The 19518-nt window shown below is 71.1% G+C and carries 15 protein-coding genes; 9 read left to right on the top strand and 6 right to left on the bottom strand.

Annotated elements, in window-relative coordinates:
- Positions 1–4: 4 nt before the first annotated feature.
- A complete protein-coding gene (locus FHX81_RS14405) occupies positions 5–829 on the bottom strand; it encodes a 5'-methylthioadenosine/S-adenosylhomocysteine nucleosidase family protein (RefSeq protein WP_141978653.1) in 825 nt (274 codons plus the stop codon).
- The gene (locus tag FHX81_RS14400) at positions 826–2019 is read right to left on the bottom strand and encodes a hypothetical protein (RefSeq protein WP_141978652.1); all 1194 of its coding nucleotides are present in this window, start codon (positions 2017–2019) and stop codon (positions 826–828) included. Before FHX81_RS14400 ends, FHX81_RS14405 begins: the two co-directional genes overlap by 4 nt.
- A gap of 124 nt (positions 2020–2143) precedes the next feature.
- Between FHX81_RS14400 and FHX81_RS14395 the strand changes: the two genes are divergently transcribed.
- The 3 genes from FHX81_RS14395 (at position 2144) to pulA (ending at position 8989) form a co-directional block, all read left to right on the top strand.
- Positions 2144–2347, top strand: coding sequence for a hypothetical protein (locus FHX81_RS14395; RefSeq protein WP_141978651.1), 204 nt, complete (start codon positions 2144–2146; stop codon positions 2345–2347).
- Between the two features lie 241 nt (positions 2348–2588).
- Entirely contained in the window at positions 2589–3293 is a 705-nt protein-coding gene (locus FHX81_RS14390) for an NUDIX hydrolase (protein ID WP_246107813.1), read from the top strand.
- Between the two features lie 173 nt (positions 3294–3466).
- Positions 3467–8989: a pullulanase-type alpha-1,6-glucosidase gene (gene pulA / locus FHX81_RS14385; protein WP_141978650.1), complete on the top strand. Its 5523-nt coding sequence runs from the start codon at positions 3467–3469 to the stop codon at positions 8987–8989.
- Positions 8990–9036: 47 nt separating this feature from the next.
- Here the strand turns inward: pulA and FHX81_RS14380 are convergent, their stop codons facing one another.
- Together FHX81_RS14380 and FHX81_RS14375 are read right to left on the bottom strand one after the other, a co-directional pair.
- On the bottom strand, positions 9037–11070 hold the full coding sequence (locus FHX81_RS14380) for a hypothetical protein (protein ID WP_141978649.1): 2034 nt from the start codon (positions 11068–11070) through the stop codon (positions 9037–9039).
- Positions 11071–11134: 64 nt separating this feature from the next.
- Entirely contained in the window at positions 11135–11767 is a 633-nt protein-coding gene (locus FHX81_RS14375; RefSeq protein ID WP_246107812.1) for a hypothetical protein, read from the bottom strand.
- Between the two features lie 73 nt (positions 11768–11840).
- Here FHX81_RS14375 and ndk point away from each other — a divergent pair, with 73 nt between their 5' ends.
- A complete protein-coding gene (gene ndk, locus FHX81_RS14370) occupies positions 11841–12251 on the top strand; it encodes a nucleoside-diphosphate kinase (RefSeq protein WP_141978647.1) in 411 nt (136 codons plus the stop codon).
- On the opposite strand, the gene FHX81_RS14365 is transcribed toward ndk, so the two are convergent.
- The gene (locus tag FHX81_RS14365; RefSeq protein WP_141978646.1) at positions 12226–12906 is read right to left on the bottom strand and encodes a GNAT family N-acetyltransferase; all 681 of its coding nucleotides are present in this window, start codon (positions 12904–12906) and stop codon (positions 12226–12228) included. The two genes, ndk and FHX81_RS14365, sit on opposite strands and share 26 nt — an antisense overlap.
- Before the next feature lie 56 nt (positions 12907–12962).
- On the opposite strand from FHX81_RS14365, the gene FHX81_RS14360 reads away from it, so the two are divergent.
- Genes FHX81_RS14360 through FHX81_RS14340 form a run of 5 tightly spaced genes read left to right on the top strand, consistent with a single transcriptional unit; the run spans position 12963 to position 17974 of the window.
- A complete protein-coding gene (locus FHX81_RS14360; RefSeq protein ID WP_246107811.1) occupies positions 12963–13883 on the top strand; it encodes an ABC transporter ATP-binding protein in 921 nt (306 codons plus the stop codon).
- 1 nt (position 13884) lies between these two features.
- Positions 13885–14673 carry an ABC transporter permease gene (locus tag FHX81_RS14355; protein ID WP_141978644.1) on the top strand — a complete coding sequence of 263 codons (789 nt, stop codon included), beginning with the start codon at positions 13885–13887 and terminating at the stop codon, positions 14671–14673.
- Positions 14670–15524: an ABC transporter permease gene (locus tag FHX81_RS14350; RefSeq protein WP_141978643.1), complete on the top strand. Its 855-nt coding sequence runs from the start codon at positions 14670–14672 to the stop codon at positions 15522–15524. Before FHX81_RS14355 ends, FHX81_RS14350 begins: the two co-directional genes overlap by 4 nt.
- 42 nt (positions 15525–15566) lie before the next feature.
- Complete coding sequence (locus tag FHX81_RS14345; RefSeq protein WP_141978642.1) at positions 15567–15977, top strand: DoxX family protein; 411 nt, start codon at positions 15567–15569, stop codon at positions 15975–15977.
- Positions 15978–16009: 32 nt separating this feature from the next.
- Positions 16010–17974: a TIGR03960 family B12-binding radical SAM protein gene (locus FHX81_RS14340; protein WP_141978641.1), complete on the top strand. Its 1965-nt coding sequence runs from the start codon at positions 16010–16012 to the stop codon at positions 17972–17974.
- Between the two features lie 43 nt (positions 17975–18017).
- Here FHX81_RS14340 and FHX81_RS14335 read toward each other — a convergent pair whose 3' ends face one another.
- The gene (locus FHX81_RS14335) at positions 18018–19496 is read right to left on the bottom strand and encodes a S8 family peptidase (RefSeq protein ID WP_141978640.1); all 1479 of its coding nucleotides are present in this window, start codon (positions 19494–19496) and stop codon (positions 18018–18020) included.
- Positions 19497–19518: the final 22 nt, after the last annotated feature.

Genomic DNA, 19518 nt, shown 5'->3' with positions numbered 1-19518 from the left:
TGCCTCACCTGACCAGGTAAGGGATCAGATCGCGGAGGACAACGGCCGCGTTCCTGGACGCGATCTCATGCGCGTCGTCGTCCTTCTGCGCGTCGGCGAGGTCGGAAATCCCTCGTACGACGACCCAGGGCCGGCTCCCTGCCTCGTGGCAGAACTGCCCCAACCCGTCGGACTCCATGTCCACCGCCAGCACCTTGTCGTTGAACGACCTCAGGTACCGGCGCTCCGGGGCGTTGTCGGCGGCGATCACGACGTTGCCGGAGCCGATCAGTCCGGAGTGCGCCAGGAAGTCGTCGATCGCGGCCGGTTCTCCCCGCGTGGAGAAGAAGTCGTCGACGGCGCGCCCGACGGTCGCCGGGGCTTCCCAGTGGCGACCCCGGTGCTGCGTGCCGTGCGAGGTCTTCTTCTGCAGGTCGTAACCCACGACCTTGGTGGCGACCACGACGTCCCCGATGCGCTGCCCCGGATCGATGGCGCCCGCGATGCCCGCCAGGACCAGCACCTCCGGTGAGAAGTGGTGGACCAGTCGCCGTGCCGCGTCCATGGCCGCACCTTGCCCCTGGCCGTGCGTCCGCACGGCGACGACGCGGGTGAACCGCGTGCCCGAGTGGAAGCCGTCCCGCAGCGGCGACAAGGCGAGCACGTCGCGAACCGCCCGGGTCTCGGCCGGGGTCATGGTGATCACTCCGATGCGGTGGCCTTCTTCCCGCTTCTCCGGTAGGCGTGCAGCCGCCGGGCCCACTGACGCCCCTGGGCCGATGGCGCTGCCGGTGATGGTGTTCCCGTCACCGGTCAGCATCGCGCCTTCGACGGTTATTCTCATGGTCATCCCACATCTCCCGAAGGGCTGTTCGGCGTGGCGGTCCCGGCCTGGTTCACCGTGGCGTCCTGGCCTATCGCCGAGTTGTCGAACTTGAGACTTCCCGTGTTGAACACGTTGGCGTTGATGATGGTGTTGACCTGACGTTCGAACGTGGAAACGTCCATCCCCTTGAGCTTGAGGAACTCGACGATCGACTCGATCATCGGGTTGAGGATGAAGTTCTTGTTCTTCAGGATCTCCGGCGCGTCGAAGGCGATGTGCCGGTCCCGGTCCTTCAGGTCCGATTCCTGGCGGATGCTGACCCGGGCGCCGATGACCGAGTTCCGCTTCGACACGAGGGTGCGGTCCTTCCTGGCGTACCACGCGCGGATGGCCACCCACGGCGCTGTGCCGAGGTGCCACGACCCGCGGAGTTCGCGGGGGAGGTCGCGCAACGAGCGGAAGGCCGAGCGGACGACTTCCCCGGCACCGTTGCGCCGGTACGCGTCGACCACCCGGAATTCCCGGGGAAGGCTCGTGAGCATGCCCAGGGCGAAATCGATGTTCAGCGTGCGCGCCCCCAGGGTCAGGTTCAGGAAGAGCGTCGTCACCACTTCGCCAGATCTGCTGACCCCGATCTCCAGGTAGTGCTTGACCAGGCTGCCGGGGTCGTTGATGATCTGCTCGATCTCGTTGGCGGTCGGCTCGTCGAGCAAGAGGTGTCGGGCTGCGGCGACGTGCTCTTCGGCGATGAAGAGCCGGTCTCGCACGTGTAACCCGGGTAATCCCGGCCCTTCCTGGTGGCTCCCCAGTTCGGTGGCCGCTTTTCGCAGGAAGCGCACGAGTTCGGGGGCGTCGAAACGGGGGTGGTCGCTCGCGATGAACTCCGACTTCTTGGCTTCGTCGCGCACCAGCTGGATCGACTGCGGTGGCCACCGGTGCACGAACCCGCTGCCCACGAAAGGGCTCGGGGTGCTCTGGCTGGAGTAGTGGTGGCCGTACACCACCAGGGTGCTCGCCTGTTGTGCGTCGACCACTTCCGACCGCTTGGACAGGCGGGGCGGCCGGAGGTCCGCCGTCCGGTGCAGCCGGTTCAAGGCGAGTTGCCGCGTCACGCCCGCGACCACCGCGAGAGCGGCCGCGAGGAGCAGCGTCACCACCCCTTGGGGCAGCGCGGCCGACAAGGAGGACGACGTCAGCTTGGCGGTGACTGCCACGACGACCACGAGCAGGGCGCAGGTGCCCAGGTCCAGCCAGAACCGGCGCTTCTGCTCCCGCAGTCTCTGCACGGCGTCAGCCGACTCCGCCCGGGCCCGCCACCTGTGACCCCACGATCGTCCCTTGAGCTTGAGGAGGTCCAGGGACGTGCGCGGCACGTCCGCCACCGATCGCATCGCCAAGAGGGCGCAGACGGCCGACACGGTAGCCAAGACGTCGGTGCACAAGCCCGCGGCGAACAACGCGACCAGGCACAGTTGGTACGCGGTGCCCAACGCCCATGCGCGCCTGGCGTGCTCCACCACGGCGACGAGGTCGAACCCGTAGGACGGCGCGACCCTGTGCCGGCAGTCGTTGTGCACGTCGCGGATGACTCGGTCGCGGAACTCGCGGTCGAGGTAGACGCCGGCGCACAGGTGGCGGGTGGCCGTGCTCTGGCGGTCGTCGCGCACTCCGGCGGGAGTCGTCGCGGCTGTGCCCATCTCGCACCTCCGGGCTATAGGTCATTCTGACTATAAGTACGGTCCGACTTCAGGTCAATCCGACCATTAGGGGGTATGATGATTCGGTGATCAGGAATGTCGCCCCAGGTCGTCACGCCGGCGACGTCGCGGTGACGGTGGACCTGGTGATCTTCACCATCCGAGACGACAGGCTGCAGGTGCTGCTGGTGGAGCGGGGGAAGGAGCCGTTCCTCGGCATGTCCGCGCTGCCGGGCGGGTACGTCCGCGACGGCGAGACGCTGGACCGCACCGCACTGCGCGAGCTGAACGAGGAGACTGGCCTCGACGGTCGGCGGCTGCACCTGGAGCAGCTGAAAACCTACGGTGACCCAGGGCGCGACCCGCGTGGCCGGGTGATCACCGTGGCGTACCTGGCCCTGGTGCCGGACCTCTCCACTCCGGTGGCCGGCACGGACGCCAGGGCTGCGCAGTGGGTCCCGGTGGACTCCGTCGACTTCGACGAACTCGCCTTCGACCACGCCGTGATCCTGCGCGAGGCGCTCGAGCGGGCGCGTTCCCAACTGGAGTACACGACGATCGCCGCCGCCTTCTGCACCGAGCCGTTCAGCATCAGCGACCTCCGGCGCGTGTACGAGGTCGTGTGGGGGTTCCCGCTCGATCCGAGCAACTTCCGCCGGAAGGTCACGGGGGCGGAAGACTTCCTCGTCCCCACGGGCCGGCGCAGCACTCCGGAGATCGGCCGACCCGCCGCGCTCTACCGCAGGGGAACGGCCCAACTGCTCTTCCCGCCGTTGATGCGGTCGGGCTGAGCGCGACAGGTTCGCGCTCGGCTGTGAGTGGCAGCACGGTTGTGTCACGCAAGGGTCTGCAAGCACTTGCAGCCGTCTGGGCCTTGTCCGGCCGAGATTGTCGTGGTTTTGTGCACCTCGCCCCGGCGTGCCGTCGGGGCGGGGTTGCAAATTCTTGCGACAAGGAGGTCGCGATGCGTCGGGCCGTCGCCGCGCTCATCGCCCTGGCCGTTGTGCCGTTCGTGCCACCACCCGCCGGCGCCGCGCCCGAAGTGGGGCAGCGGCTCGCGGTCGGAGCCGTCACCGACCTCGCACCGGGGGTCCGGGGCGGTGACCGGGCGCTGGCGAAGGACGCGCTGCGGGCCGACCTGGCCGGTGAGCGGTTCTACTTCGTGATGCCCGACCGGTTCGCCAACGGCGACCCGGGCAACGACCGCGGCGGCACGGCGGAGACCGACCGGCTCAAGAGCGGCTACGACCCCGCCGACAAGGGCTTCTACCACGGTGGCGACCTCAAGGGCCTGCGCGACAAGATCGGCTACCTGGACGAGATGGGCGTCACCGCGATCTGGATGACGCCCATGTTCCGGAACCGGTGGGTGCAGGGCTCCGGCGACGACATCTCGGCCGGCTACCACGGCTACTGGACCACCGACTTCACGAAGCTCGACCCGCACTTCGGCACCACCAACGACATGCGGCGGCTCATCCAGGACGCGCACCGCCGCGGCATCAAGGTCTTCTTCGACATCGTCGCCAACCACACCGCCGACCTGATCGACCACGCCGAGGGCGAGTACGACTACGTCAGCACGGGCGCGCAGCCGTACCTGGACGAGCAGGGCAACCCGGTCGACATCTCGAAGATCGCGGGCAAGGAGCCCTTCCCGAAGCTCACCGCGCCGTACACGCCGGTGGTCAAGGGCGAGAAGACCCCCGCCTGGCTCAACGACCCGCAGCTCTACCACAACCGCGGCGACTCGACGTTCAGCGGCGAGTCCAACGAGTACGGCGACTTCTTCGGCCTGGACGACCTGATGACCGAGCACCCGACGGTCGTCAAGGGCATGAAGCGGATCTTCACCAGCTGGATCGACACGCTGGGCATCGACGGCTACCGGGTCGACACCGTCAAGCACGTCAACATGGAGTTCTGGCAGGCACTCGCGCCGCACGTGAAGCAGTACGCGGCGATGCGCGGCAAGAAGGACTTCTTCGTCTTCGGCGAGGTGTTCGACGCCGACCCGGCGTTCACGTCCCGCTACACGACCACCGGCCGAATGCAGGCCACGCTCGACTTCCCGTTCCAGAGCGGCGCGGCCCGGTTCCTGTCCGGCCAGGGCGCGGCCCGGCTCGGCGAGGTGCTGGTGGAGGACGACCGCTACACCGACGCGGACTCCAACGCGTCCTCGCTGCCGACGTTCCTCGGCAACCACGACATGGGCCGCATCGCGTGGATGGTCCGGGAGAGCCGCCCGGGCATCTCCGAGGCCGAGTTGCTGGACCGGCTGGAGCTCGGCAACGCGCTGATGTACCTGTGGCGCGGCAACCCGGTCGTCTACTACGGCGACGAGCAGGGGTTCGCGGGCACCGGCGGCGACAAGCTCGCCCGGCAGGACATGTTCGCCTCGAAGACGCCCGAGTACGCGGCCGAGGACCTGGTCGGCAGCGACCGCACCGGCGCGGTGGACAACTTCCGCACCGACCACCCGCTGTACCGGCAGCTCCGGGACCTGGCGAAGTTCGTGGACCGCGACCCGGTGTGGCGCGAGGGGAACCAGGAGCTGCGCCTGGTGCGGGGTGACGTGCTCGCGTTCAGCCGCACGGGCCGCACCCAGCAGGTCGAGCACGTGGTGGTGGCCAACGCGGGCACCGCCCCCGCGACCGTCGACGTCCCCGTGTCGGGCCGGGGCTACCGCCCGGTCTGGCCCGCCGCGGGTTCGCAGGTCAACGCCGCCAACGGCGAGGTCAGCGTGACCGTCCCCGCGTTGTCCGTCCTGGTGCTCCGCTCGACCGGCCGGATCCCGTCCGCCGCGCCCACGCCGACGCTGGCCGTGCCGCCGACCGGGACCGTGCTGGACGACCGGGTCGAGCTGCGCGCCGACGGCGTCACCTCGCCCTACGCGCAGGCCACCTTCGCCGCCCGGGTCCAGGGCGAGCGCGACTGGCAGGTGCTCGGCACCGACGACGCCGCGCCGTACCGGGTGTTCGCCGACCTGGCGGGCCTGCCGGGCGCGGCCGCGGGCAAGGACGTCGAGGTCCGCGTCGTCGCCAAGGACGCCAAAGGCGCGCTGGGCGCGGACGGCGCCCGGGTCGGCCTGGTGGCCGCACCGCCGGTCGAGCCGCCGACCACCGTGACGTCCGACTGGCTGGTGGTGCACTACAACCGCCCCGCGGGCGACTACGACGGCTGGGGCCTGCACGCGTGGGGCGACGTCGAGAACGCGCCCACCTGGGACGCGCCGCTGCCGTTCGCCGGTGAGACGCCGTACGGCCGGTTCGCGTGGGTGAAGCTCAAGCCGGGCGCGCGATCGGTCGGCCTGATCGCCCACCGCGGCGACGAGAAGGACACCGACGGCGACCGGTTCGTCGACCCGAGCGCCACGCCGCAGGTGTGGCTGGCGCAAGGCCAGGCCGCCGTCCACGCCAGCGAGGTCGCCGCGACCGGGCGAGCCGTGGTGACGCACACCGGTGACGCCACCGGTCTCGTGGTGCGGGCGAACGGTGCCGACCACCCGTTCACCGGGGGAGTGGCGACCGTCCCCGCGACCGCGCCCGTCGAGTTCTCCGTGCTGCGCAACGGCACGGTCGAGGCGACCGGCCGCACGGCGGGCCGCGCCTGGGTCGACGGCGACGAGGTCCACGCGACCCTCGCCGCCGCGCAGAACCGCGCGGTGATCCACTACAACCGGCCCGACGGCGACTACACCGACTGGACGCTCTACCACTGGACCGGGTCGCTGGAACCGAGCCCGGGCTGGAACCAGTCCCGCGTGCCGGACGGGACCGACGGGTTCGGCGTGTACTGGTCCGTGCCGCTGGAACCGGGCGCGGCCGGGCTGAGCAACATCATCCACCGCGGCGACGCCAAGGACCCGGGACCGGACCAGTTCCTCGACGTCACGGGCACGGGCCACGAGGTCTGGTACGTCTCCGGCTCGACCAAGCCGGACGGCTCGATCTCCTACGTGCTGCCGCCGTCCGGTGGTGAGGGCGTGGACGACGACCTGACCAAGGCCAAGGCGATCTGGGTGTCCGAGGACCTGGTCGTGTGGGACGTGCCCGTGGTGCCGTCCGACGGCTACCGGCTGGAGTACGACGGCAAGGTGCTGCGGCTGGAACCGTCGTCGGACGCCGTGCCCGCGCGGTTCCCGCACCTGCGGGGCAAGCCGGTGTTCCGGGTGCGTGACGGCGAACGGCTGGACGAGGCGTTGCGCGGCAAGCTGTCCGCCGTGCACGTCGATCCGGGCGGGGGCCTGCGGCACCGCACGGGCGTGCAGATCGCCGGCGTGCTGGACGACCGGTTCGCCGCGGCGGCGTCCGCGCTGACCTACGGGCCGACGTTCGACGGCGACCGGGTGACCGCGCGGCTGTGGGCACCCACGGCGTCCTCGGTGAAGTTGCAGGTGTTCGACCAGCCCGGCGGCACGGCGACGACCGTGGACATGGCGCGCGACGACGCGTCCGGCTCGTGGTCGGCCTCCGGTGCGTGGCGGGACAGGTTCTACCTGTTCGAGGTGACCGTCGCCGGGCGCGCGGTGACCGTGACCGACCCGTACTCGGTGGCGCTGGCGGTGAACTCGACGCACTCGCAGTTCGCCGACCTCGGCGACGCCCGCACCATGCCCGCCGACTGGGCCGGGCACGTCGCCCGCGGCCTGGACGGTGACCCGACCGAGCACGGCATCACCGAGCTGCACGTCCGCGACTTCTCCATCGGGGACACCACCGTTCCCGAGCCCGACCGCGGCACGTACCGCGCGTTCACCCACTCGTCCTCGGTCGGCATGACGCACCTGCGCGAGCTGGCGGCCGCGGGGCTGGACACCGTGCACCTGCTGCCGACGTTCGACATCGCGACCATCCCGGAGAAGCGCGCGGACCAGCAGCGGCCGGCGTGCGACCTGGCGTCGCTGCCCGCCGAGTCGCCGCAGCAGCAAGCCTGCCTGGCCGGGGTGGCCGCGAAGGACGGCTTCAACTGGGGCTACGACCCGTACCACTACGACGTGCCCGAGGGCTCGTACGCCACGGACGACGCGCAGACCGGCTGGGCGCGCTCGAAGCAGTACCGCGAGATGGTGAAGTCGCTGCACGACAACGGCAACCGCGTGGTCGTGGACGTGGTCTACAACCACACGGCCGCGGCCGGTGACGCGCCGACGTCCGTGCTGGACAAGGTCGTGCCGGGGTACTACCAGCGGCTCAACCTCGACGGCACCGTGGCCGACTCGACGTGCTGCGCGAACACCGCGACCGAGAACGCCATGATGGGCAAGCTCGTCGTCGACTCCGCGGTGCGCTGGGCCAGGCTCTACAAGGTGGACGGCTTCCGCTTCGACCTGATGGGCCACCACCCGAAGGCGAACATCCTGGCCGTGCGGGCGGCGCTGGACGCGTTGACCGTCGAGCGCGACGGCGTGGACGGGCGCAAGATCCGGATCTACGGCGAGGGCTGGGACTTCGGCGAGGTCGCCGGCAACGCCCGGTTCGAGCAGGCCACCCAGGCGAACATGGCCGGGACGGGCATCGGCACGTTCAGCGACCGGCTGCGCGACGCGGTGCGCGGCGGCGGACCGTTCGACGCCGACCCGCGCGTGCAGGGGCTGGCGTCGGGTCTGGCGGGCGACCCGAACGGCTCACCGGCCAACGGCGACGTGACCGCGCGCCTGACCAACTACACCGACCTGGTGAAGCTGGGCATGGCGGGCAACATGGCGTCCTACCGGTTCCGCTCCACCGCCGGCGGCGAGGTCTCGGGTCGTGACGTGACGTACAACGGCTCACCCGCCGGGTACGCGGGCGGGCCGGCCGACGTGATCACGTACGTCGACGCGCACGACAACGAGACGTTGTTCGACTCGCAGGTGTTCAAGCTGCCCGTCGGCACGTCCATGGCGGACCGCGTGCGGATGCAGAAGGTCGCCCTCGCGCCCGTCCTGCTGGGCCAGGGCCAACCGTTCCTGCACGCCGGCGCGGAGTTCCTGCGCTCGAAGTCGTTGGACCGCAACAGCTACGACTCGGGTGACTGGTTCAACCGCTACGACCCGTCGTTGCGCGACAACGGCTTCGCGCGCGGCCTGCCGCCGGCGGCCGACAACGAGGACAAGTGGCCCTACGCCGCACCCCTGCTGGCCGACCCCGCCCTGGAGCCGTCTTCGGCGGACATGCGCGCGGCCCTGGACAACACCCTGCAACTCCTCCGCATCCGCGCGTCCTCCCCGCTGTTCACCCTGAACGACGCGGCACTGGTGCAGCAGAAGCTGTCGTTCCCGACCGCCGAACCCGGGATCGTCGCCGCACTCCTGGACGACACCGTCGGCCCGGACACCGATCCCGCGCTCGACGGCATCCTGGTCGTCATCAACCCCTACCCGACGTCCAAGACCCTCACGGTCGCGGGCGACTGGCGGAACCACCCCCTGACCGGCGACAAGGCCACCACCACCAACGGCACGCTCACCGCACCGGCCCGCTCGGTGGTCGTCCTGACCAGGTAGGACGGGTCCGATGGCGGTAGGGCGACGCTCGCCCTACCGCCATCGGCCTACCGCTCCGGAGGGTTGCCGCTGGTGGGCGCTTCGGCGAGGTGATCCTGGAGCAGGGCATGGCGGAACTGGTAGACCGGACCGACGGTGCGGATCAGGTGGCGGGACCGCGCGTCCTCCAAGAAGCGGAGCAGGCGGATCGGTGTCCCGTACCGCAAGGTGAAGTAGACCTGGGCCAGGAAGGTCTGCGTCGCCGAGGCGACCAGCAGGCCGGTCAGCACCCCGTACGCCAGGGCCGCCGTCCACCCGGACAGGCTGAACGTCAGCAGCCAGACCGCCACACCGGCGAGCGCCCCGGACAAGAGGTGCGCGATGACGTCATGCCGCCACGCTTCGACAGGCTCCGCCGCTTCGAGGCCACCGCTGGAGGTGGTTCCGTTCAGCAGGCCCAGGAAGGCGGCGAACCCGAACACGAGGACTGCGCCCAAGGCCAACCCGACGATCGGCTCCGTCACCTGCCACACCGCGATCCCGGGCACCGCACCGCCCACCACGACCCCGATCCGCTCCGGCACGGTGAGCCGCGGGCGCACCAGGTGTCCGACCGCGAGTCGGACCCGGTGCGGTGGGTCAGGTACGACGAAGGTCGCTGCCAGACCGAACGTCAAGCCGTACAGCGCGACCCCCGAGAACTTCGCCGGCGGGCTCCCGATGCCCATCGTGGCGAACACGATCCAGCCTGCACCTGTCCCGACAGCGGTTGCGAGGGTCACCCTGACCGGCCGAGGCACCCAAGTGGGTAGCGACCACCACTCCAGGTCGCGGCTACCCGCACGGCTCAGGTGACCGGCGATGTGGAAGAGGGTGCGGCGGGCGGTGGCCCCGTCGTAGCGAGAGACCGGTTTTCCGGGACCCTGTGCGTAAGCCGACTCGATGACGTGGTCGAGGAGGTGTCGGATGATGGCCGCGGCATCGGCGAAGCGCGAGGTGTCGAGCAGCTCGTCCACCGGGCCGTCAACGGGGTAGGTGTCCCGCACCAGGTTGACGGTGAGAGGCGTGGACACGGCTTGGGTCAACGGGTGTCCGGCGTCGTTCACCACGGTGTCGGCGACGCGTCGCCATGATGGCGGAGGTGGGTCCGGCAACGGCCGTAACAGGTGATCCGCGACATCCGGCGGCCGCAGCGGGAGCAGTTCCAGCGCGACGGCCCCGACCAGGATGTGCTGTGTGGCCGCGACCACCAGCTCACGGGTACGGGTGAGGAGGACCAATCGTGCGGTCACCTGCCGGGTGAGCGAGCGCAGGGCGATCGCCCTGGTGTGTTCCGGCATTTCGTCCAGACCGTCCAGGAACACCGCGATGCGACCGGCGCGCAGCAACGCGGTCGCCCGCTCCCCGCCCCTGCGCCCGTGCAGGAGCGGCAGCGTGCCGAGCTTGCCGACGAGCCACTCCATGAACGGTTGGTTACCGGGGTTCCAACCGGAGAGGGTGATCAGCACGGGCACCGGCACCCGCTGCCGCTCGGCCGGGTCGACCTGATCGCGATACCGCAGAGCGTCCAGGAGCAGCAGCACCGCCGCGGAGGACTTGCCACTGCCCGGCTCGCCGGTGATGATCAACCGTCCCGAAGGAAGTCCGCCGTAGATCCGGTGCAAGGTTCTCCGGTCCCCGTTGCGCAACCTGGCCGAGGTGACCCGGTCCAGTCCCGGCAGCGGGTCGAACGGCACGTGCCCGTCCCGGGTGGTCGTGGCGGCCGACGACGGACCGGCAACGGGCTCCCTGCTCCGCCGCCACCGTATGGGCAGTGGCGCCGGCTGCAGCAGCCCGCGTTCCGTGGCGGCCTGCTGCCACTGGGCCCGCATGGCCTGCGCCAAGTCGTCTGCGAGCCCGTCGACATCAACGGGGGCGTGTGTGACCACCTTGACCAACTGGTCCCACAACAACAGCACCATCGTGGCGGCGGCGAGTGCGAACTGACCGAACGTGCTCATCTCGCCACGAGGAGCCGGATCGAGCAACGCCACCCACAGGACGCCGGCACCCAGTCCGGCGGCGACCACGAACCGCGCGAGGCGCGGTAACCACGGCTTCACCCCCACACCATCGCGCACGGAGCAACGTTCGTGACACTCGCCGAGGATGCCGTCTCGGTACCCGCTAGTGGTCGGCCAGCTCGACGCGTGACCGGACGTCCTCGGCGCGCAGGATGCGGAACCCCCGCTCCTGCGCGCCGAGCACTTTCAAGAACCCGGGGCTGGTCTCCATCACGTAGGCCTCGATCGTGTCGTCACCGACCTCGATCCGCTCCAACGGCACCCATGGCGTGCCCACGACCGCCGCCACCACCAACGCCACCGCGCCCACCACGTACCCGAACCGGCGCAGCACGAAGTCCATCTGAGCGTGCAGCCGCCGCATGCGCTCCACGAGCACCACGAGCGCCGTCAACACCACCGCGCCGACCGGCATCCACCACCGGTGGTACGAGAGGACGTGCGCCACCAGGAACGCCACCAGCACCGCGACCGCCAGCGGTGCCGCCCGGGACCGCCTCCCGACCGCGTAGAACACCGTCAACGGCACCATCACCACCAATAGCGCGCTGCTGATCCACGCGTCCGCCATGAACGTCCCCAGGAACAGCCCCGGCGCGTCCTCCAGGTCCAACGTGTGCAGCAGCGCGAACGCCGTGTGCCAGTCGTAGTGCGACACCGCGAGCAGCCGCAGCAGCACGAACAGCACCGCGGCTCCGGTGAGGGTGCTCCCCAGGTGGGGCTTCTCGGTGGCCACGGCCGGCACTATCGCAGCTCCGGCTACCCTTTACCCCAGTTGCACAATCCCGTACGAAGGAGTACCGACCGCCGTGAGCGAGCGCACCCTGGTCCTGGTCAAGCCCGACGGCGTCAGCCGCGGCCTGGTCGGCGAGGTCATCTCCCGCATCGAGCGCAAGGGCCTGAAGCTGGCCGCCCTGGAGCTGCGCGTCGTGGACCGCGCGACCGCCGAGCAGCACTACGCCGAGCACGACGGCAAGCCGTTCTACAACGACCTGGTCGAGTTCATCACCGGCGGCCCGCTGGTCGCCGTCGTCGTGGAGGGCTCGCGCGCCATCTCCGCGTTCCGCCAGCTGGCCGGCGGCACCGACCCGGTCGAGAAGGCCACCCCCGGCACGATCCGCGGTGACTTCGGCCTGGAGGTCCAGTTCAACCTGGTCCACGGCTCGGACTCGCCGGAGTCGGCCGAGCGCGAGATCAAGCTCTGGTTCCCGAACCTCTGAGCTGCTGTTGCAACGGCCCGGTCCGCCCAGCGGTCCGGGCCGGTGTCGCAACGCGCCCCGCCTGACGCCGACCGGCCGACGCGCGCGCCGGCGACGAGCCCGGCCCGCCCGGCGCGGAACCGTGCAGCACGACGCCGGGGCGGTGGCCCAGCGGCAGGTACATGCGCACGTCGTCGAACCGGACGTCGCCCACCGCGATCACGTTCGGCAGGCGGCCCCACTCGCGGAACCCCAAGCTCTCGTACAGCTGGATCGCGCCGTGGTTGTTGCCGCGCACGCCGAGCGTCAGCATCTCCAGCCCGGCCGCACGCGCGTGCTCGACCACCGCGCCCAACAACCGCGCGCCCAACCCGAGCCCTCGGGCCGCCGGGTGCGAGGTCACCCGCCGCACCTCGGCCATGTGCGCGAACACCTCGCTGTCGGAACGCTTCCACGACGCCGTGCCGCGCAGCACACCGTCCACACGCGCCACGACGAGCGCACCGTCCGAAGGCGACGCGAGCACGCCGTCCAGCCAGGCGTCGGTCTGCGCGCGCCCCGGTGGCGACGTCCAGCCGATCGCACCGCCGGCGGCCACCACGGCGTGCAGCACCTCGTGCACTTCGGCCCGAAGCCGTTCGTCGGTCGCGACCGGCCAACTCAGCTCGATCTCCACGGCGCCACCCTAAAACGGTTCCGGAAATGTCGGACCCCGCCGCTAACGTGACGAACGTGACCTCCACCCTCGTCCACGCCAAGGACCTGACCAAGCACTTCGGCTCGTTCGAAGCCGTCCGGGGCATCGACGTCGAGGTGCGCAAGGGCGAGGCGTTCGGCTTCCTCGGCCCCAACGGCGCGGGCAAGTCCTCGACCATGCGCATGGTGTCGTGCGTGTCACCGCGCACCGGCGGCGCGCTGCGGGTGCTGGGCATGGACCCGGACACCGACGGCCCGAGGATCCGGGCCCGCATCGGCGTGGTGCCGCAGCAGGACAACCTCGACACCGAGCTGACCGTCCGGCAGAACCTCCAGGTCTACGGCCGCTACTTCGGCCTGTCCCGGGCGGCGGTGCGCGAGCGTGCCGTCGAGCTGATGGAGTTCGCCCAGCTCAGCGACCGCGCCGAGGCCGAGGTGGAGCCGCTGTCGGGTGGCATGAAGCGGCGGCTCACGATCGCCCGCTCCCTGGTCAACGACCCGGAGCTGCTGCTGCTCGACGAACCGACCACCGGCCTCGACCCGCAGGCCCGCCACCTGCTGTGGGACCGGCTGTTCCGGCTCAAGCAGTCCGGCGTCACGCTCATCATCACCACGCACTACATGGACGAGGCCGAGCAGCTGTGCGACCGGCTGGTGGTGATGGACGGCGGCCGGATCGCGGCCGAGGGCTCGCCCGCGGAGCTGATCCGCCGCTACTCGACCCGGGAGGTGCTGGAGCTGCGCTTCCCGCCGGGTGAGCAGAGCGCCGAGCAGGTGCGCGACCTGGCCGAACGGGTCGAGGTCCTGCCCGACCGGGTGCTGCTCTACACCGGCGACGGCGAGGCGGCCCTGGCGGCGGCCCACGCGCGGGGCGTGCGACCGGTGTCCAGCCTGGTGCGCCGCAGCACGTTGGAGGACGTGTTCCTGCGCCTGACCGGCCGGACGTTGGTGGACTGAGGTGGAGGCGCACGTCGTCGGCCCGTGGCGGGCCGCCCTGATCGCGGTGGAGCACCACTGGACCTGGTACCGGCGCAACTGGCGGGCCACGGTCATCTCGAACTTCCTGCAACCGGTGCTGTTCCTGCTGGCCATGGGGGTCGGCTTCGGCTCGCAGGTGCGGCAGGGCGAGGCCACCGGCGGCCACCCGTACCTCGTGTACCTGGCGCCCGCGCTGCTGGTCATCACCGCCGCGCAGAACGCGATGTTCGAGTCGACGTGGGCGGTGTTCTCGTCCTTCAAGTGGCAGCGCACGTACCTGGCGATGGTGTCCACGCCGATCACGCCCGCGCAGGTGCTGCACGGCCAGTTGCTGTGGATCGCGCTGCGCCTGGCGTCGGGCACCGCCGTGTTCCTGGCCGTCGCCGCGGCGCTGGGCGCGATCACCAGCCCGTGGGCGCTGCTGGCCGTGCCGTTCGCCACCCTGGCCGGCATGGCGTTCAGCGCGCCCGTGGTGGCCTTCGCCGCCACCAGGGAGAAGCCGGACTCGTTCAACGCCGTCTTCCGCTTCGTCCTGATGCCGATGACCCTGTTCACCGGCGCGTTCTTCCCGTTGGACCAACTGCCCGGCTGGATCCACCCGCTGGCCTGGCTCACCCCCGTGTGGCACGGCATCGAGCTGACCCGCGGCGCGACGTTCGGCACCCTGGGCCCGCTGCCCGCGCTGGGCCACGTCGCCTACCTGTCCGCCCTGGTCGCGCTCGGCGTGGTCCTGGGCCGCCGCTACTTCCACCGGAGGCTGGCCGTATGACCAACGAGACCTCCACCGCGGACGCACCCACGCCGGTCCGGCCGCGCGACGGCGCCGGGCTGCTGCTCCGGATCGTCCCGCCGGGCCTGTACGCGGGCCGCGCGCACGTGCTGGTCGAACGCTCGTACCTGGTCAGCAGGCGCGGCTGGATGTCGGTCCTCTCCGGCTTCTTCGAACCGCTGTTCTTCCTGTTCTCCCTGGGCTACGGCCTGGGCCGGCTCGTCGCCACGGTCGACGGCCCCGGCGGGCCCGTGCCGTACGCCGTGTTCGTCGCGCCCGCCCTGCTGGCCGCCTCGGCGATGAACGGCGCGGTGTTCGAGGCGACGTTCAACCTGTTCTTCAAGTTCAAGTACGCCAAGACCTACGACGCCGTGCTGGCCACGCCGCTCGGCCCGGTCGACATCGCGCTCGGCGAGGCCGCGTGGTGCCTCATCCGCGGCGGCCTGTACTCGGCCGGCTTCCTCGCGGTCATGCTCGGGTTCGGGCTGATCGGCTCGCCGTGGGCGCTGCTGGCGCTGCCCGCGTGCCTGCTGGTCGCGCTGGCGTTCGCGGCGGTCGGCATGGCCGCGGCCACGTTCATGCGCTCGTGGCACGACTTCGACCTGGTGCAACTGGCGGTGATGCCGCTGTTCCTGTTCTCGACCACGTTCTACCCGCTGTCGGTCTACCCCGGCTGGCTCCAGGCGGTCGTGCAGTGGACGCCGCTGTACCACGCGATCGAGCTGATGAGGGGGCTGACCACGGGTCACGTCGGCTGGGGCGCGCTCGGGCACGTCGCGTACTTCGCCGTGATGGCCCTCGTCGGAGTGGTCGTCGCCGCGCGCAGGCTCGGCAAGTTGCTGCTGACCTGACCTGGTTCAACACTGGACGGACCCCGAGCACCGGAGGTCGTCATGGACGTCATCGCACTCATCGGCCGCATCCTGTTCGTGTTCCTGTTCTTCGGCTCGGCGGTGGGCCACCTCACCCAGACGGCGGCCATGGCCGGCTACGCCGCGTCCAAGGGCGTCCCGTCGGCGAAAGCCGCCACGTTCGGCAGCGGCGTGCTCATGGCCGTCGGCGGGTTGATGCTGCTCCTGGGCGTGTGGGCGGATCTCGGCGCGCTGCTGCTGGTGCTGTTCCTGCTGCCCACGGCGTTCCTGATGCACAACTTCTGGAAGGAGACCGACGCGCAGGCCAAGCAGCTGGAGATGATCCAGTTCAACAAGGACATCGCGCTCGCCGGCGGCGCGCTGATGTTCTTCGGCCTGTACGCGGGTCCGGGTTCCGAGCTGGGCCTCACCATCACCGGACCGCTGTTCTGATGCCCGCCGGCACTCCCGTTACCCTGGTCGGCGTGAGTGTCGAGTCGGTTTTCCCCGCCCTGGAACCCCTGCTGCCGAGGGTGTCCAAGCCGGTGCAATACGTCGGCGGGGAACTCAACGCCACCGTGAAGGACTGGGACGCCGCCGCGGTGCGGTGGGCGCTGATGTACCCGGACGCCTACGAGGTGGGGCTGCCCAACCAGGGCGTCATGATCCTCTACGAGGTCCTCAACGAGCAGCCGGACGTGCTGGCCGAGCGGACCTACGCGGTGTGGCCCGACCTCGAGCGGCTGATGCGCGAGCACGGCGTGCCGCAGTTCACCGTCGACAGCCACCGCCCGGTGGGCGCGTTCGACCTGCTCGGGGTCAGCTTCGCGACCGAGCTGGGCTACACGAACCTGCTCAACGCGCTCGACCTGGCGGGTGTCCCGATCCGGGCCGCCGACCGCACCGAGGACCACCCGATCGTGGTGGCGGGCGGGCACGCGGCGTTCAACCCGGAGCCGATCTCGCCGTTCGTCGACGCGGCCGTGCTGGGCGACGGCGAGGAAGCCGTCCTGGAGATCACCGACATCGTCCGGGCGTGGAAGGCCGAGGGCTGCCCCGGCGGCCGCGACGAGGTCCTGACCAGGCTCGCCGAGACCGGCGGCGTGTACGTGCCCCGGTTCTACGACGTCGAGTACCTGCCCGACGGCCGCATCCAGCGCGTGGTGCCCAACCGCGAGCGCGTGCCGTACCGGGTGTTCAAGCGGACCACGATGGACCTCGACGCGTGGCCGTACCCGAAGCAGCCGCTGGTGCCGCTCGCGGAGAGCGTGCACGAGCGGATGAGCGTGGAGATCTTCCGCGGCTGCACGCGCGGCTGCCGGTTCTGCCAGGCGGGCATGATCACCCGCCCGGTGCGGGAGCGGTCCATCGAGGGCATCGGCGCGATGGTGCAGCGCGGCCTGGAGGCGACCGGCTTCGAGGAGGTCGGCCTGCTGTCGCTGTCCAGCGCGGACCACTCGGAGATCGCCGAGATCACCAAGGGCCTCGCCGACCGCTACGAGGGCACGAACACCGGCCTGTCGCTGCCGTCGACCCGGGTGGACGCGTTCAACATCGACCTGGCCAACGAGCTGTCCCGCAACGGCCGCCGCTCCGGCCTCACGTTCGCCCCCGAGGGCGGCAGCGAGCGGCTCCGGCGCGTGATCAACAAGATGGTGTCGGAGGAGGACCTGATCCGCACGGTCAGCGCGGCGTTCGGCGCGGGCTGGCGGCAGGTCAAGCTGTACTTCATGTGCGGCCTGCCCACCGAGACCGACGACGACGTGCTGCAGATCGCGGAGATGGCCAAGAACGTCATCCGCGCCGGTCGCGAGGTCTCCGGCCGCAAGGACATCCGCTGCACGATCTCCATCGGCGGGTTCGTGCCCAAGCCGCACACCCCGTTCCAGTGGGCCGCGCAGTGCGACCCCGACACGGTGGACGACCGGCTGCGCAAGCTGCGTGACGCGGTGAACTCCGACCGCGCGCTGGGCCGCAACATCGGCATGCGCTACCACGACGGCAAGCCGTCCCTGATCGAAGGCCTGCTCTCGCGCGGCGACCGCCGCATCGGCCTGGTGATCGAACGGGTGTGGCGCGAGGGCGGTCGGTTCGACGGCTGGTCGGAGCACTTCTCCTACGACCGCTGGGTGCAGGCGGCGGAGGCCGAGCTGACCCCGCTGGGCGTGGACCTGGCCTGGTTCACCACGCGGGAGCGCGAGGAGCTGGAAGTCCTGCCGTGGGACCACCTGGACTCGGGGTTGGACAAGGAGTGGCTCTGGGCGGACTGGCAGGACGCGCTGGACGAGCGCGAGCAGGACGATTGCCGCTGGACGCCGTGCTTCGACTGCGGTGTGTGCCCGGCCATGGGCACCGACATCGAGGTCGGGCCCACCGGCCGCACGCTGCTGCCGATCTCGCCGGTCGGCAAGGGCTCCCCGGTGCGCAACCCGGCGCTCACCCAGGGCTGACGGCCCGCGGGCGGCCTCCGGCGTGCGGAGGTCGCCCGGTGGCCTACTCCCGCACGGCGGCCAGCGCGTCCACCAGGCCGTGGCCGTAGAAGCCGTTGTACTCCGAGTGGCCCGTGCAGAACGCGTCCTGCGCGCCCGTGCCGTTGAGGTCGTAGTCCGCCGGGCACGGCAGCGTCTCCGCCTGCCCGTTGAGCATCTTCGACAGGTCCGTCGCGGACGCGCCGGGGTGCGTGGACGCCAGCAGCGCCGCCACCCCGGACACGTGCGGCGCGGCCATGGACGTGCCGCACGAGTAGTCGTACCCGGCGGACGGCACGGTCGACAGCACGCAGCCGCCCTGCCCGTCGTCCGGCGCCTGCCTGCGGTCGCCGCCCGGCGCGGCCACGTCCACCGCGCCCAGCCCGTAGGAGCTGTACCCGGCCTTCACCCGGTCCGCGCCCACCGACGACACCGCCACGACGTTGCGCAACTGCGCCGGCAGCACCAGGCACGTGTTGTCCACCGGCCGCGGCTTGACGTCCTCCGGGGCGGCGTTGGTCGGGCTCATCGCGTCCCGGCCCGGCTTGGTCAGGTCGGCCGCCGCGTTGCCCGTCGCCGCCACCGTCAGCACGCCGCGCCCCGACGCGTGCTCGACCGCCCGCCGGACCGCCTCGTAGACCACGGACTGGCCCTGCTGGTCCTGGCAGGTGAACACCCACGGGTCGATGAAGTAGCTGTTGTTGGTGATGGTCATGCCCCGTTCGGCGGCCCACATGAACCCGCACACCGCGTACTCGGGGTAGATGAACCCGGCGTCGTCCACGACCTTCACCGACGCGATCCGCACGCCCGGCGCCACGCCCGTCGTGCCGCGGCCGTCGTCGGCCGCCGCGATAGTGCCCGCCACGTGCGTGCCGTGGCCGGACGTCGTCGGCGCCCACGCGGCGGGCGACGGGTCGGCCACGCCGGTCGTGCAGCCGGCCGACAGCGCCGGGTCCAGCGCGCCGACCAGGTCGGGGTGCGTCGGGTCGATGCCCGAGTCGAGCACGCCGACCACCACGTCCCGGCTGCCGGTGCTGATGGCGTGCGCCTCGGCCGCCCGGATCAGGTCCATGTCCCACTGCTCGGCCGTGCGGTCCGCGGCGCCTTCCGCGGGACGGGCCGGTGTGACCTCGTCCTTCTTCGTCTGCCGGGCCGGCGCGCCGTTGCGCTTGGACAGGCCGTCGGCCTGCGCGCTGTACGCCCGGTGCGCGCCGATGCGCCGCCCGAACCGGGGATCGGGCGAGACGGCCACGGCCACCGCGATCTGCGGGTAGTAGTGGGCGGTCGTGCCGCACGCGGCGGCGATCTGGGCGTCGGCCAGCGGAGCGCTGGTGCCCGGGTCGAACACGACCAGGTAGCGCAGCGTCGGACCCGGCTGGACGCAGTCGACCGCGGGGGCGGCACCGGCGGGCTCGGCCGCGGTGGCGGTCGCCGAGAAGCAGCCGGTCGCGAGCAGCGCCGCGCTGACCGCGACCGCTTGGACGCGGCGGTGCAGAGGCACGGGGGACCTCCAGGGCTGGACC

The organism is Saccharothrix saharensis (genome assembly GCF_006716745.1).
GTDB lineage: Bacteria > Actinomycetota > Actinomycetes > Mycobacteriales > Pseudonocardiaceae > Actinosynnema > Actinosynnema saharense.
Note: the sequence above shows the minus strand (reverse complement) of the source record. Positions and strands in the feature narration are given on the sequence as shown.

Coding starts and splice junctions, on each gene's coding strand:
- FHX81_RS14405 (WP_141978653.1), bottom strand. CDS start 829: ATGACCATGAGAATAACCGTCGAAGGCGCGATGCTGACCGGTGACGGG.
- pulA (WP_141978650.1), top strand. CDS start 3,467: ATGCGTCGGGCCGTCGCCGCGCTCATCGCCCTGGCCGTTGTGCCGTTC.
- FHX81_RS14350 (WP_141978643.1), top strand. CDS start 14,670: ATGACCAACGAGACCTCCACCGCGGACGCACCCACGCCGGTCCGGCCG.
- FHX81_RS14345 (WP_141978642.1), top strand. CDS start 15,567: ATGGACGTCATCGCACTCATCGGCCGCATCCTGTTCGTGTTCCTGTTC.